The following is a 13,383-nucleotide window of genomic DNA, read 5'->3' as shown; positions in this document are numbered from 1 at the left end:
TTTATGAAAGCGCTTATTTTTCAGGCCGTTTCGCGAAGGCGTTCGGCGGTTTGCAAGTCGACGGAAACAAGCTGCGATACACCTTGTTCAGCCATCGTTACACCAAAAAGTCGATTCATGCGCGCCATGGTGATTGGATTGTGAGTAATGATCACGAATCGGGTCTCGGTCGAGGCCGCCATTTCATCCATCAGATTGCAATAGCGCTCAACATTGTGATCATCCAGCGGCGCATCCACCTCGTCCAGCACGCAGATTGGCGCCGGATTGGTGAGGAAGACGGCGAAGATCAGGGCCATGGCCGTGAGCGCTTGCTCGCCGCCCGAAAGCAGTGTCATCGTCTGCGGCTTCTTGCCGGGCGGGCGGGCGAGGATTTCGAGGCCCGCCTCAAGAGGATCATCGGATTCGATCAGCTGAAGCTCCGCCGTGCCGCCACCGAAAAGATGGGTGAAGAGGCGCTGGAACTGGCCGTTGACGACGTCGAAGGCGGCGATCAGGCGTTCGCGGCCCTCGCGGTTGAGGCTCTGGATCGCGCCGCGTAGCTTGCGGATGGCGTCGATGACGTCGTCACGCTCCCTGATCAGCGCCTCGAGCTTTTCGGTGAGTTCCTTCTGCTCTTCCTCGGCGCGGAGGTTCACGGCTCCGAGGCGCTCGCGCTCCATCTTCAACCGCTCCAGCTCACGCTCGACCTCGCGCAAGTCGGGAACGGACTGCATAGCCTGCAGGCCTGTCAGACGGTACGCCTCATGTGGCGGAACATTGAGCACTTCCCGGATTCGGCTTTCGCTCTCCTGCCGCTTCTCGCGCGCAGAGACGAGGCGCTCTTCGGCGCGGGCCCGGCGCTCGCGGCTTTCGGCAAGTTCGGAAAGCGCGGTGGCGGCCTTATGATCGGCTTCGCGCTGCACGAGTTCGGCGGCAGCGAGAAGATCGCCGGCCCCACGGCGGGCGGCTTCTGCTTTCTGCAATTCGTTCAGCAGCGCTTGGCGCTTGTCCTCGAATTCATCCGGCGCCATTTCGAGTTCGGCCGCTTCCTCGCGTGCCTCCTCCTCGCGATCGCGCAAGGTCGCGATGTGATCCTCGGCGCTTGCGGCGCGCTGGCGCCAGGTCTCGCGCTCCTGGCCGATCGCAATGATGCGGCGCTGGCGAGCCTCGTTCTCGCGGTTCAGGCTTTCGTGGCGGGCGCGCGCTTCGGCCGCAAGACCGCGATCGGTCGCGACCTCGGCTTGCTGCATGCGCAGCCGGTCGTCGAGTGCGGTGAGATCCGGCGCATCCTCGAGCTCGATGCGCGCGGTCTCTTCCTGAACGGCGAGGTCTTCCTGCTGCGACTGGAGCTGGTTGACGGCTTCCGCAACCACGTCGCGACGGCGGATGAGATCGCCGGAGGCGCGTTCGGCGGCAGCCAGCGCGTCGCGCGCCTCGGCAAGATGACGGGCTGAAAGGCGGCTCATGTCACGGGCTTCGTTGAGCTTGCGTTCCTCGCCGCGAATGGCTTCGCTCGCCATGGCAAGCCGCTCCTCCGCTTCAGCCAGAACATCGCGAGCGAGCGAAACTTCGCTTTCCAGCTCGCCGAGGCGGTTCTTCTGGGCAAGGCGCAAAGCGGCGGCACTCGGCGCATCGGCGCCGGTCACATGGCCATCCCAGCGGTAGACGGCGCCATCTTTCGTCACCAGGCGCTGGCCGGGCTTCAAGTCGTTCATCAACCGCATCACGTCGCCATCGGCGACGAGGCCAATCTGCTTCAAGCGGCGCGTCAGTGCAGCCGGCGCGCCGACATGGTTCAGCAAGGGCACGACACCGGCCGGCAGTGCGGGATCGGAAGTGCCATCACCATTTCCCGACCAGTGGGCAGGCGCCTTCGCATCAAGGGGCGATTCCAGATCGTCGCCGAGTGCGGCGCCCAAGGCCGTTTCGAAGCCGCGATCGACGCGGAGCTCATCGGCAACCGGCGGGAATTGCCCTGCCGCCGCACCCGCAGCAAGCATGCGCGAGATCGTGCGGCCTTCGGTTTCCAGCGCATTCAGCTTCGAGCGCGCCTGATCGACCGGCGCGCGTGAAAGCGCTTCGGTCTCTCGCGCTGCGGAGAGCGCTTGTTCGACCGCCTGGATCACCGTTTCGGCCTCGGCGACAGCCATCTCCGCAGCTTCGACCACTGCCCGCTTTTCATCGGGATCGGGCAGCGCAGTGATCTTTTCAGCCACACTGGAGAACTCGCGGTTTGCTTCGTTCATCTGCCGTTCGAGGCGCATCTTGCGGTCTGCTAGATCGCGGATCGCCCGTTCCAGCTGATGGCGTCCAGCGGCAGCTTCGGCGCGCTCGGCGGTCAGCGCCGCGAAAACGCGCTCGCTGTCGGCAAGCTTTGCCGCAGCACCTTCGAAAGCCTCGCGCAATTCGTCGGCATGGCGGCCAGAATCGGCCAATATCTCCGCAATATCCGCCTCCTCGGCATCGAGCCGCGAAAGGATCGCAGCATTGTCCGACACCAGCCGCTCCTCGCGCTGAATGTCCTCGGCGAGTTGCGCCAGGCGGCGAGTCAGTTCGTCGCGGCGGCGCAGGATGCGGTTTGCGTCGTCCTCGAGCTGCGACTTTGCGATCTGCAGCCGCTGGAGGGCAGCGGCGGCACGCGCCTCGCTCTCGCGGAGCTCCGGAAGCTTCAGGCTGGCCACCCCTTGAGCCTTTGCGGCCTCCATCTGGATCTGGGCCTTTTCCGCAACGACGACGGTCGCCTGGTTAAGGGCGCTGTCGGCCTCGGCTTCCGCCTCCTTCGCCTGCACCCAGCGGATATGCAGAAGTGTGGCTTCGCGCGCACGGATTTCGGCAGACAGCGTCTTGAAGCGGTTCGCCTGACGCGCCTGGCGCTTCAGGCTCTCGATCTGGCCTTCAAGCTGCGAGGTCACGTCATCAAGGCGTTCGAGGTTGCCTTCGGCGGCGCGCAGCCGCAGTTCGGCCTCATGACGGCGGGAATGCAGGCCGGAAATGCCCGCGGCCTCTTCCAGCAACTGGCGGCGGGCCTGGGGCTTTGCCGAAATCAGCTCGCCGATACGCCCCTGCCCGACCATCGACGGCGAGCGCGCGCCGGTCGAGGCATCGGCGAAGAGAAGCTGCACGTCCTTGGCACGGCTTTCCTTGCCATTGATTCGATAGATCGAACCCTGTTCGCGCTCGATGCGGCGGGTCACCTGAATTTCGTCGCTGTCGTTGAACGCGGCGGGCGCCATACGCTCGCTGTTGTCGAGATAGAGCGCGACTTCGGCCGTGTTGCGCGCCGGGCGGTTTCCCGAACCGGAGAAGATCACATCGTCCATGCCGGAGGCGCGCATGTTCTTGTACGAGTTCTCGCCCATCACCCAGCGCAGCGCCTCGACAAGATTGGACTTGCCGCAGCCGTTCGGCCCGACAACGCCGGTCAGGCCCCGCTCGATGATGAATTCCGTCGGCTCGACGAAGGATTTGAAGCCGATGACGCGGAGCTTGTTGAACTTCATGCGGCGCCCTCACGGCGCGCAGAACAAAAAACGGGCGCACGGCTTTCGCCGCCGCCCGTCATCTTGAAACGGTTCGGATCAAAGCAGGCTGTCGATGAGGGCCGACATGGTGTCAACCGGCATGTCTCCAGAATAACGCTTCCCGTTGATGAGGAAAGTCGGCGTGGCATCGATGCCGAACTCCTTGGAGCCCCTTTCCCGCGTGGCGTTCACTTCATCCAGAAGCTTCTGGTTCGTCAAGCACTTCGTAAAACTATCCTCACTAAATCCAGCGAGTTTGGCCATCTGGAGAAGTGCAGCACGGCGATCTTCAGCGGCGGCCCAGGTTTCCTGCTGCTTGAAAAGCATGGAAACCATCGGAAAATACTGTTCCGGCGTGCTCAATTCTTCCGGCTTGGAAGCGTTGCAGCGAGCGAGCATGAAGGCTGCTGCAGCGGCCGGATCGAACGGGAATTCGCGGATGATGAAACGCGCCTTGCCGGTGTCCACGTACTTCTTCTTGATCTCGTCGAAGGTTGTGTTGTGGAAGTGGGCGCAATGCGGGCAGGTCATCGACATATATTCGACGATGGTCACCGGCGCATCTTCCTTGCCGAGCCCCATTTCTGGCAGCGGGCCGGGCTTCAGCACTTCCGCCATGTCGACATCACCAGCCGGCTGCGGAAGTTCGGCTGCTGCGTTTGCCGTGCCGGTAACCGCAAGTGTCGCGGTCGCGGCGGCCATGCCGCTCAGAAGCTGGCGTTTCGTCAGTTGCATTTCAGAGATCAGCATGGGTTCCCCTAATCGAGAGTGGCGGCTGAATGTGCGATATAACGGCACGCGGCCGCGAACAAGGCACGCTTCGGCAACTTTCTTCAAAGAATTGTGACCTTGGTGGGACGAAAGCTGACGTTGCGAGCCGCATCTGCAATTTCAGTTTTGCCAAAAAGCGGCAGGCGTATTTCTGCCAGTATGGAACAGCTTGAGTATTTGAACGCTGCTTTTCTCAATTCTATAAGCGATGGGGACCCGTTTCTCGAATACAAGAATGCGAACGAAGACGGTTTTTCAAAGTGCGTTATCTGCTCCGCTTGCCCAGCACCGCAGTGCCCAGCCGCTTCACCGCCTCGCGCAGCTTGTCGCCCTCGATGCCTTCCATCATGTCTTCAAGCTTTCGGGCAGCCTCGCCCTTCAGTGGCGGCGGAGTGCGGGAGCGCTTTACCGCTTGCGAAACGGGCTTCTGGACGATGCGGATCTGGTGGACGGCAGCAAAGCCGAAGAAGCTGTTGATGCGCTGGATGAGTTCGCCCTGCGCGTGCGTCAAAAACAGAGCGCGCGCGCCTTCGCAGGCAATCGTCAGGACGCCGGGTTTATAGGTGTCGACTTCATTGCCGCGCGCCCAGGCGATCTTTTCCGGACGTGTGCAGTCGGCGAAATCCTCGCCGGCAATTTCATCCCAGGAACCAAGCAGCGCGGTGTTGATGCCGGCCCGTTTTGCAAGCACCGGGTCGATCAGGCCGTTCGCCAGTTCGGATATCTGCTTTTCAGCTTTACGTGGATAACTCATCGAAACCTTCGGATGCCGCCGCCAATCGGCGCTACCACCTTGATCGCGCAGCATTGCTCCGCCAAGTATAGGGCACTTCCCCGTCCCGCGGCAAATGATGACATCAACGACACTCGACGCCCCTTCCGCAACGCCTCTTCTCGACTGGTACGACCGGCATCACCGCGACCTGCCCTGGCGCGTCTCCCCGCCGATGGCGGCGCGTGGCGTGAGGGCCGATCCCTATCGCGTCTGGCTTTCGGAAGTCATGCTGCAGCAGACGACCGTGCAGGCCGTGAAGCCCTATTTTGCGAATTTCCTGGCGCGCTGGCCAACGGTTCGCGACCTCGCCGAGGCGCCGAACGACGATGTCATGGCAGCTTGGGCGGGGCTCGGCTACTACGCCCGCGCCCGCAATCTCAAGAAATGCGCAGAAGCGGTCGCCACGCAACATGACGGCGTCTTTCCGGACACGGAGGACGGCCTGAAATCGCTGCCGGGCATCGGCGACTATACGGCAGCGGCGGTCGCGGCGATCGCTTTCAACAGGCAGGCTGCCGTCATGGACGGCAATGTCGAGCGTGTGATCTCCAGGCTCTACGCGATCGCGACTCCGCTTCCGGCCGGCAAGCCGCTGATGAAGCAGAAGGTGGCGCTCTTGACGCCAGCCGACAGACCCGGCGATTTCGCGCAGGCGATGATGGATCTCGGCGCAACCATCTGTACGCCGAAACGGCCGGCATGTTCGCTCTGTCCGTTCAGGGGATCGTGCGAGGCGCTTCGCCTGCATGATCCCGAGCAGTTTCCGGTGAAGGCGGCAAAGAAGGAAAGGCCGGTCCGGCGCGGCGCAGCGTTCGTCGCCGTGACCGCTGACGGCGAAATCCTCCTGCGGCGGCGGATCGCAAGCGGGCTGCTCGGCGGCATGACGGAGGTGCCGACGACCGCTTGGACATCGCGGGCGGATGGGGAAACTTCCGCGGATGCAGCGCCCTTCCCGGCACAATGGGAACCATGCGGCAGCGTCACCCATGTCTTCACGCATTTCGAACTCCGGCTTTCGATCTACCGCGCCGCGATCCCATCGCGAATTCAGACTGATGACAAATGGTGGGAGCCGGTTACAAATCTTGAAGCGCAGGCGCTGCCGACCATCATGAAAAAGGCGATCGCCACCGCTATTCCTCTTGTGTTTGCAATGCCCAAGGGATGACATATGACTGCATCAATCCATCATATCGTTTTTGATATTGGCAAAGTTCTTATCCACTACGATCCGAATATTCCCTACAGCCGCCTCATTCCCGACGCGGCCGAACGCAAGTGGTTTTTCGACAATGTCTGCACCCATGATTGGAACGTCGAGCAGGACCGCGGACGCACCTGGGCGGATGCCGAAGCTCTTCTGATTGAAGCCCATCCGACGCGGGAAGAGCATATCCGCGCCTTCCGCAAGTACTGGCACGAAATGGTGCCGCATTCCTACGAGGACAGCGTCGCGATCATGGAAGCGCTGATTGCGGAGGGCCGCGATGTCACAATGCTGACGAACTTCGCATCCGATACGTTCCGCGAGGCGCAGAAGCGCTTTGCCTTCCTGACGAAACCGCGCGGCGTCACCGTTTCCGGCGATGTCGGCTTAATCAAGCCGGATATCGCGATCTATGAAACGCATACGAGGAGCTTCAGCCTCGAGCCGGCGGCGACGATCTTCATCGACGACGCGCCTGCGAATGTCGAAGGCGCAAGGGCGGCAGGATGGAACGCCGTGCTTTTCACCGGTGCCGACCAGTTGCGCAGCGATCTTGCCGACTATGGCGTAAGGGCAAGGTGACGGACTGGCGTTGAAAAGAAAGGCGCCCGGGGTGTTGATCCCGGGCGCCGTAGGCCTTCTTCCGCAACTGGAGGTACAAAAACCGGAAGAAGGTAGTCTCGATCAGGTCAGGCCGCTGCTCATTCCGCCTTCGCCAGATCACTGCGGATCACAGACCGCAAATCGTCGATGGGGCGCAGGGATTGCCCGTCGTCGAAGTGCCAGAATGTCCATCCGTTGCATGCATCGAGCCCCTGCACTTTCGCGCCGAGACGATGAATCGAACCAGCCTCGCCGCCGGAGGCAACCGTGCCGTCGGCGCGGACGATCGCACTGTAGCGGCGGCGGGCATCAGTCAGCACCTGGCCGGGTTTGATGAGGCCGCTTTCCAATAGTGCATTGAAGGCGACGCGAACCTCCTGCTTCTTGCCGGTCATGACGGTCAGCTCTGCCTTGCCGAGCGGCTCGACGGCGGCAATGCGGGCAGAGGCCGCATCGATATAGCCCTGTTCGCGCTCGATGCCGACGAAGTGGCGGCCGAGGCGCTTGGCGACAGCGCCGGTGGTGCCGGAGCCGAAGAACGGATCGAGTATGATGTCGCCGGGTTTCGACGACGCCATGATGACACGGGCGAGCAGCGCCTCCGGCTTCTGCGTCGGATGAACTTTCTTGCCATCGTCGCCCTTCAGCCGTTCGCCGCCGCTGCAGATCGGGAACAACCAGTCGGAGCGCATCTGCACGTCGTCGTTGGCAGCCTTCATCGCATCGTAGTTGAAGGTATAGCTCTTGGCCTTCGCGTCGGGGCTCGCCCAGATCATCGTCTCATGGGCATTCTGGAAGCGGCGGCCCTTGAAGTTCGGCATCGGGTTGGTCTTGCGCCAGATGATGTCGTTGAGAATCCAGAAGTTCAGGTCCTGCAGGGTCGCGCCGACCCGGAAGATATTGTGATAGGAGCCGATGACCCAGATCGTGCCGGTAGGCTTCAGCACGCGGCGGCAGGCAAGCAGCCAAGCGCGGGTGAACGCGTCGTAGACTTCGAAGGATGCAAACTGATCCCACGCGTCATCGACGGCATCGACAAGCGACTGGTCCGGACGATGAAGCGTGCCGCCGAGCTGGAGATTGTACGGAGGGTCAGCGAATATGACATCGACGGAATTGGTCGGCAAAGCTTCGAGGGCTGCAACACAATCACCCTTGATGATCGTGTCGATCCAAGAACCCGGTGTTGCGGAGGTCTTGAGATCGGCAAGCGGAAAAACTGACGCCATATGGATACTCGCTTATACACATTACGCTTTTACTCGCCGTTATGGTTACTCAAGTTGGTTACCAAAGCCTGAACCGGTGGATGATTTCGGGAAATAAATGCAGGACGCGGAAATAAAGTCGCCGCCGCGCTAGACTTCCTTCGTGAAGAGAAACGAAGCCATTGAAAGACTGAAGCGACGGGCCGACGCCATCCGGGCGCTCGGTGCAACTTCGCTCTACCTGTTCGGTTCGGTCGCGCGTGACGAGACAGGCCCGGCGAGTGACCTCGACCTCTTCATCGACTCCGATCCGGCAAGCCGCTTCAACGCCCTCGGCCTCATCGGCATCAAACTCTTCCTAGAAGACGAGCTGCATCTGCCCGTCGATGTTCACGACACGGGACAACCTTCATCCCCTGTCGAAGGACAGGATCGAAAATTCCGCCTCGCAGGTCTTATGACGCCCCCGCGAGGTCTGGCACTTTCTACATACACTCTTCGGGCAATTGCCATCATCGAGACGGCAATCGCCGGCAAGCCGTTCGCCGACTGCCGGAACGACAATCCTGCCTCGCTCTGGAGCGCGCCATAGAGATCATCTCGAAAGCCAGCCGCGGCATTCGGACGATCTCAAGAACGCGCGGCCGGAAATTGCCCAGGCCCAGCGCCAAGGCGATCGGAAGCGTGCTGAGGCGAGTATCATGCCTTTCCGGCAGGATCATCTGGGGCGTCATCGTGGATGAACGTCCCGAAATCCGGATCGCTGTCGCGGCCATTCAAGGGCAGGTGGATGATGAAGCCTGACTAAGCTGCATGCACCTGCCGGCTATCGACCGGCGTTTCCGCCCGCTCGAACATGCCGTAGTCTCGAACCACATGGCCGATGCGCAGGCGGTAGTCGGCGAAGATGCCGTTGCGGCCGGCCTTCTGCGCGGCGCGGTGGGCTTCGAGATTGCGCCACTCTTTGACCGCCTCCTCGTCACGCCAGAAGGATAGCGATAGCAGCTTGCCGCGCATCGTCAGGCTCTCGAAGCGTTCGATTGAAATGAAGCCGTCAATCTTTTCCAGTTCGGCGCGCAAGTCGCCCGCGAGGTCGAGGTATTTGTGGCGTTCGCCCATATAGGGTACGACTTCGAAGATGACGGCGATCATGGCAGCACCAGCGGAGAATGAGGGACGGACACGTTCTTCAGGAAGATGCGGTCTTCCTTCAGGATGAAGCGCCCGCGTTTGGCGAATTCGTAGTTCTCCTTGCCGAGCGGATCGGCTGCGAGGCGGGCGCGATAGGCCTCATAGGCGGCGAGGGTTTCGATGTTGTAGACGCCGTAGGCGGTCGTCGCGGACCCCTCGTGGGGGCCGAAATAGCCGATGAGATCGGCACCGTTGCGCGGTATCGCCTGCCCCCAGGCACGGGCATACTCGGTAAAGGCATCCTTCTTGAACGGGTCGATCTCGTAGCGGATGAAGCAGGTCAGCATCACTTTTCTCCTTTGCTTGTGAAAGGCGTTTTCGCACATTGTGCGACGACAATGCTTCGGTTACGATCGAAGTATGAAAGAAGGACCGGATATTGCCCAGATCGGAGCGCTGATCGGCGATCCTGCCCGCGCCAACATGCTGGCTGCGCTGTCGGGCGGCCGGGCCTTGACGGCGACCGAGCTTGCGGAAGTGGGTGGCATCACCCTTCAGACGGCGAGCACGCATCTCGCCAAGCTCGAAACCGGCGGCCTGCTTACTCAGCGAAAGCAGGGCCGCCACCGCTATTTCACACTCGCAGACGAAGCAACTGCCCTGCTGATCGAGAGCATGATGGGTTTCGCCGCCAGCCGCGGACATCTGCGCCACCGGCCGGGTCCGAAGGAACCGGCGCTGCGCAAGGCGCGCATCTGCTACGACCATCTGGCCGGCGATTACGGCGTGCGCATCCTCGACAGTCTCATGGCTTCGGGTGCGATCGACGCAATCGGCGAAGGATTGTCGGTCACCCCGAAAGGCGAGAGCCGGCTGCAATGCATCGGAATAGATGTCTCCGGCCTCAAATCGTCCCGCCGCCCGCTCTGCCGCTCTTGCCTCGACTGGAGCGAGCGCCGCGCGCATCTGGCGGGCAGTCTCGGCAAGGCGCTGCTTTCGACTTTCTTCGACAGGGGCTGGGCGCGGCGGACGGCGGGAAGCCGCTCGGTGATCTTTTCGCCCGAAGGCGAGCAGCAGTTCCTGTCGCTCTTTCCGCTGGAAGCCTGAGCCGCCAAACGTCAGCCGCGAGCCGCCCGCGCGGCGCATTCCAGCCATGCCGGCGTGCCGGTTGAGCTTTCGACGGCCATCGTGTAAGTCGCATCATCCCCCAACAAGGCATGAGAGTACATGGACGGCTTCGACCTCATTATCTTCGACTGCGACGGCGTTCTGGTCGATTCCGAAATCATAGCGGCGGATGTGGAGTCCAAGCTTCTGACCGACGCAGGCTATCCGATCAGCGTCGAAGAGATGGCGGAGCGCTTCGCAGGCATGACCTGGAAGAACATTCTTCTGCAGGTGGAACGCGAAGCGAGCATTCCGCTTTCCGCCTCGCTGCTCGACAAATCCGAAAAGCTGCTCGACCTGCGCCTCGAACGGGACGTGCAGGCCATTCCCGGCGTCGAGTTCGCCATCTCGCGCCTTGATCTGAAGCGTTGCGTCTGCTCGAATTCCAGCGCGCACCGACTCGACATGATGCTCGGCAAGGTGGGACTGAAGAAGCTATTTGCTCCAAACGTCTTTTCCGCAAAAGATCTCGGGCCGGATCGCGTCAAGCCGAAGCCGGACATCTTCCTGCATGGCGCCGAGACGATGGGAGGCTCGCCGTCGAAGACGGTCGTCGTGGAAGATTCTGTCCATGGCATCCATGCGGCACGCGATGCCGGCATGCGCGTCATCGGCTTCACCGGCGCATCACATACCTATTCCTCGCACGCCGACCGCCTGACGGATGCCGGCGCGGAGACGGTCATCTCGCGGATGAAGGATCTGCCGGGCGTCGTTGATGCTCTTTCGGAATGGGCTGGCGTTCTCTAAAAGAGGGACAGGCCGGCTCTTAGCTGCTCTTCTTGGTCTTCGCGGCCGGGCCCTGATCGAAACCGATATTGACGCGAACCAGGGCGCCGGAGCCGACGGGCAGCTTGAAGCCGTCCTTGCGGAAGAGGACCTGAGCGGCCGTCTGCCCTGCCGGAATTTCGGCAGTAAACGGAACAACTTCCGAAGTGACCACATCCTGCCCGTCGAAGGCGGTGATCCGGACCGGCAGCGTGACGCGGCCGGGGCCGCCGGCCGGGCCGGCGATCAGGCGGATCTGCGCCACGACAGTCATCGTCAGGTTCTGTTCGTTCAGCGTGCACTGACGCGTGTAGTCCCCGATTGCCGCCTGATGGACGATCTGGCTGTTGTCACCCGTCTTGCCCTTGGCATAGGTGCGGAAGATCGCGTCCTGATCCTTCATGAAAATCTGCGGGCAGGAGCCCTGCACGACCGGCTGCGCAGTACCTTGGACGTTGGTCGCCGTGCCGATCGGCTTGTCGCTGGAAGACGGATTGGCGGGCGCAAGCGGCATGATCTGGGCATTGCCGTTTGGCTGGGCCGGCGCTTCGGCGGACTTGCTTTCACCGCCGACGCCCAGGGAATTGCAGCTTGCAAGCAGAGCGGCCACTGATACGGAAACGATGAGACGCGAGACTTTGCCGAACACGATTATTCCACCCTCTTACAAAGTTTCTGGCAGGCCCGAAGTCTTGCTTGCAGGGCCTTTCGTGACAGTTTGCGATGGTCTATATCAGCGGCGCAAAGAAAAATCGATTGGGTAAGCACCGTTTTGACGCACATTTCGATCTGCTGCAACTTCGGCGCCTGGATCCTCTATCCGGATTTCCTCCGGCCATAACGTCAAGGATGAAGAACGTGGACTATATCTCGACCCGCGGCGAGGCCCCATCTCTCGGCTTTTGCGATGCGTTGCTGACGGGTCTTGCGCGCGACGGCGGCCTCTATGTCCCGCGGCAATGGCCGCATTTCTCCAAGAAGGAAATCCGGGCGCTGCGCGGCAAGAGCTACCAGGAGATCGCGTTTGCGATCCTATCGCCCTTTACGAACGACGAAATCCCCGCCGCCACATTCCGGGCGATGATCGACGAGGCCTATGGCACCTTCCGCCATCCGGCGATCGCCCCGCTCGTCCAGACGGGACCGAACAGCTTCGTCATGGAGCTTTTCCACGGCACCACGCTCGCCTTCAAGGACGTGGCGATGCAGCTTCTGGCACGCCTGATGGACTATGCGCTGGAAAAGCGCGGCGAGCGCGCGACGATCATTGGTGCAACGTCGGGCGATACGGGCGGTGCGGCCATCGACGCCTTCGCCGGCCGCGAGCGCACCGATATTTTCATCCTCTTCCCGCACGGCAAGATCTCGCCGGTGCAGCAGCGGCAAATGACGACCTCGACGGCTCCCAATGTCCATGCGCTGGCGGTCAAGGGCAATTTCGACGACTGCCAAAATCTCGTCAAAGCGATGTTCAACGACGCCGCCTTCCGCGACAAGGTTCGCCTTTCCGGTGTCAACTCGATCAACTGGGCGCGCATCATGGCCCAGATCGTCTATTACTTCACGACGGCGATCACACTCGGCGGGCCTGATCGTAAGATTTCGTTTACGGTACCGACCGGCAATTTCGGCGACATTTTCGCGGGCTATGCGGCCAAACGCATGGGCCTGCCGATCGGCAAGCTGGTGATCGCGACCAACGAGAACGACATCCTCGCCCGCACGATGAAGACCGGCCGCTACGACATGAAGAAGGTCAAGGCGACGACCTCGCCGTCGATGGACATTCAGATTTCCTCGAATTTCGAGCGCCTGCTTTTCGAAGCCTACGATCGGGACGCTTCCAAGGTGCGCCATGCGATGGACAGCCTGAAGCAGTCGAATGGCTTCGAGATCGCGCCGAAGGCGCTTGCCGCCATCAAGAAGGACTTCCGCGCCGGCCGCGCCAGCGAGAAGCAGGTGGCGCAGACGATCAAGAATACCTACGCCGAAACCGGCTACCTTCTCGACCCGCATTCGGCAATCGGCGTCTTCGTTGCCGCCAAGCACGACAAGCCGAACACGCCGATGGTGACGCTTGCGACCGCGCACCCGGCAAAATTCCCCGCCGCGGTAAAATCCGCCTCCGGTATTGACCCGGCGCTTCCGACGTGGCTTGCTGGACTGATGCTTAAGGAGGAGCGCTTCCAAGTCGTCGATCCGGAACTTAAGGCCGTTGAAGGTTTTATCGGCAAGCACGCCCGGACGTGA

At 61.7% G+C, this 13,383-nt stretch carries 12 protein-coding genes and 1 pseudogene; 6 read left to right on the top strand and 7 right to left on the bottom strand.

What is annotated here, in order from left to right; translation table 11 throughout:
• Nucleotides 1–20: 20 nt before the first annotated feature.
• The 3 genes from QA644_RS03355 to QA644_RS03345 form a co-directional block, all read right to left on the bottom strand.
• On the bottom strand, nucleotides 21–3,482 hold the full coding sequence (locus tag QA644_RS03355; RefSeq protein ID WP_283071072.1) for a chromosome segregation SMC family protein: 3,462 nt from the start codon (nucleotides 3,480–3,482) through the stop codon (nucleotides 21–23).
• Nucleotides 3,483–3,560: 78 nt separating this feature from the next.
• Nucleotides 3,561–4,253, bottom strand: coding sequence for a DsbA family protein (locus QA644_RS03350; RefSeq protein WP_074066931.1), 693 nt, complete (start codon nucleotides 4,251–4,253; stop codon nucleotides 3,561–3,563).
• Between the two features lie 286 nt (nucleotides 4,254–4,539).
• Nucleotides 4,540–5,028 carry a DUF721 domain-containing protein gene (locus tag QA644_RS03345; RefSeq protein WP_074070194.1) on the bottom strand — a complete coding sequence of 163 codons (489 nt, stop codon included), beginning with the start codon at nucleotides 5,026–5,028 and terminating at the stop codon, nucleotides 4,540–4,542.
• A gap of 97 nt (nucleotides 5,029–5,125) precedes the next feature.
• Between QA644_RS03345 and mutY the strand changes: the two genes are divergently transcribed.
• Complete coding sequence (gene mutY / locus QA644_RS03340; RefSeq protein WP_283071069.1) at nucleotides 5,126–6,217, top strand: A/G-specific adenine glycosylase; 1,092 nt, start codon at nucleotides 5,126–5,128, stop codon at nucleotides 6,215–6,217.
• Between the two features lie 3 nt (nucleotides 6,218–6,220).
• Nucleotides 6,221–6,838: an HAD family phosphatase gene (locus QA644_RS03335; RefSeq protein ID WP_283071068.1), complete on the top strand. Its 618-nt coding sequence runs from the start codon at nucleotides 6,221–6,223 to the stop codon at nucleotides 6,836–6,838.
• Between the two features lie 119 nt (nucleotides 6,839–6,957).
• Here QA644_RS03335 and QA644_RS03330 read toward each other — a convergent pair whose 3' ends face one another.
• On the bottom strand, nucleotides 6,958–8,088 hold the full coding sequence (locus QA644_RS03330; protein ID WP_283071067.1) for a site-specific DNA-methyltransferase: 1,131 nt from the start codon (nucleotides 8,086–8,088) through the stop codon (nucleotides 6,958–6,960).
• Between the two features lie 142 nt (nucleotides 8,089–8,230).
• On the opposite strand from QA644_RS03330, the pseudogene QA644_RS03325 reads away from it, so the two are divergent.
• Nucleotides 8,231–8,528 (top strand): annotated as a pseudogene (locus QA644_RS03325) (nucleotidyltransferase domain-containing protein).
• Between the two features lie 343 nt (nucleotides 8,529–8,871).
• Here QA644_RS03325 and QA644_RS03320 read toward each other — a convergent pair.
• Nucleotides 8,872–9,219, bottom strand: coding sequence for an antibiotic biosynthesis monooxygenase (locus QA644_RS03320; protein ID WP_239595139.1), 348 nt, complete (start codon nucleotides 9,217–9,219; stop codon nucleotides 8,872–8,874).
• Nucleotides 9,216–9,545 (bottom strand): NIPSNAP family protein, encoded by a 330-nt coding sequence (locus QA644_RS03315; protein WP_283071065.1) that lies wholly within the window; start codon nucleotides 9,543–9,545, stop codon nucleotides 9,216–9,218. The genes QA644_RS03320 and QA644_RS03315 overlap by 4 nt, the downstream gene beginning before the upstream one ends.
• Nucleotides 9,546–9,618: 73 nt before the next feature.
• Here QA644_RS03315 and QA644_RS03310 point away from each other — a divergent pair, with 73 nt between their 5' ends.
• Nucleotides 9,619–10,305, top strand: coding sequence for a metalloregulator ArsR/SmtB family transcription factor (locus tag QA644_RS03310; protein WP_283071063.1), 687 nt, complete (start codon nucleotides 9,619–9,621; stop codon nucleotides 10,303–10,305).
• A 120-nt stretch (nucleotides 10,306–10,425) separates the two neighbouring features.
• Nucleotides 10,426–11,115, top strand: a complete 690-nt coding sequence (locus QA644_RS03305; protein WP_283071061.1) for an HAD family hydrolase — start codon at nucleotides 10,426–10,428, stop codon at nucleotides 11,113–11,115.
• Between the two features lie 19 nt (nucleotides 11,116–11,134).
• On the opposite strand, the gene QA644_RS03300 is transcribed toward QA644_RS03305, so the two are convergent.
• Nucleotides 11,135–11,785, bottom strand: coding sequence for a hypothetical protein (locus tag QA644_RS03300; RefSeq protein ID WP_170250151.1), 651 nt, complete (start codon nucleotides 11,783–11,785; stop codon nucleotides 11,135–11,137).
• A 197-nt stretch (nucleotides 11,786–11,982) separates the two neighbouring features.
• On the opposite strand from QA644_RS03300, the gene thrC reads away from it, so the two are divergent.
• Nucleotides 11,983–13,383, top strand: coding sequence for a threonine synthase (thrC, locus tag QA644_RS03295; protein ID WP_194729161.1), 1,401 nt, complete (start codon nucleotides 11,983–11,985; stop codon nucleotides 13,381–13,383).

The sequence above is a fragment of the Rhizobium sp. CC1099 genome, assembly GCF_029714385.1.
Classification (GTDB): domain Bacteria; phylum Pseudomonadota; class Alphaproteobacteria; order Rhizobiales; family Rhizobiaceae; genus Rhizobium.
This window is presented reverse-complemented; position numbering and strand designations above follow the sequence as displayed.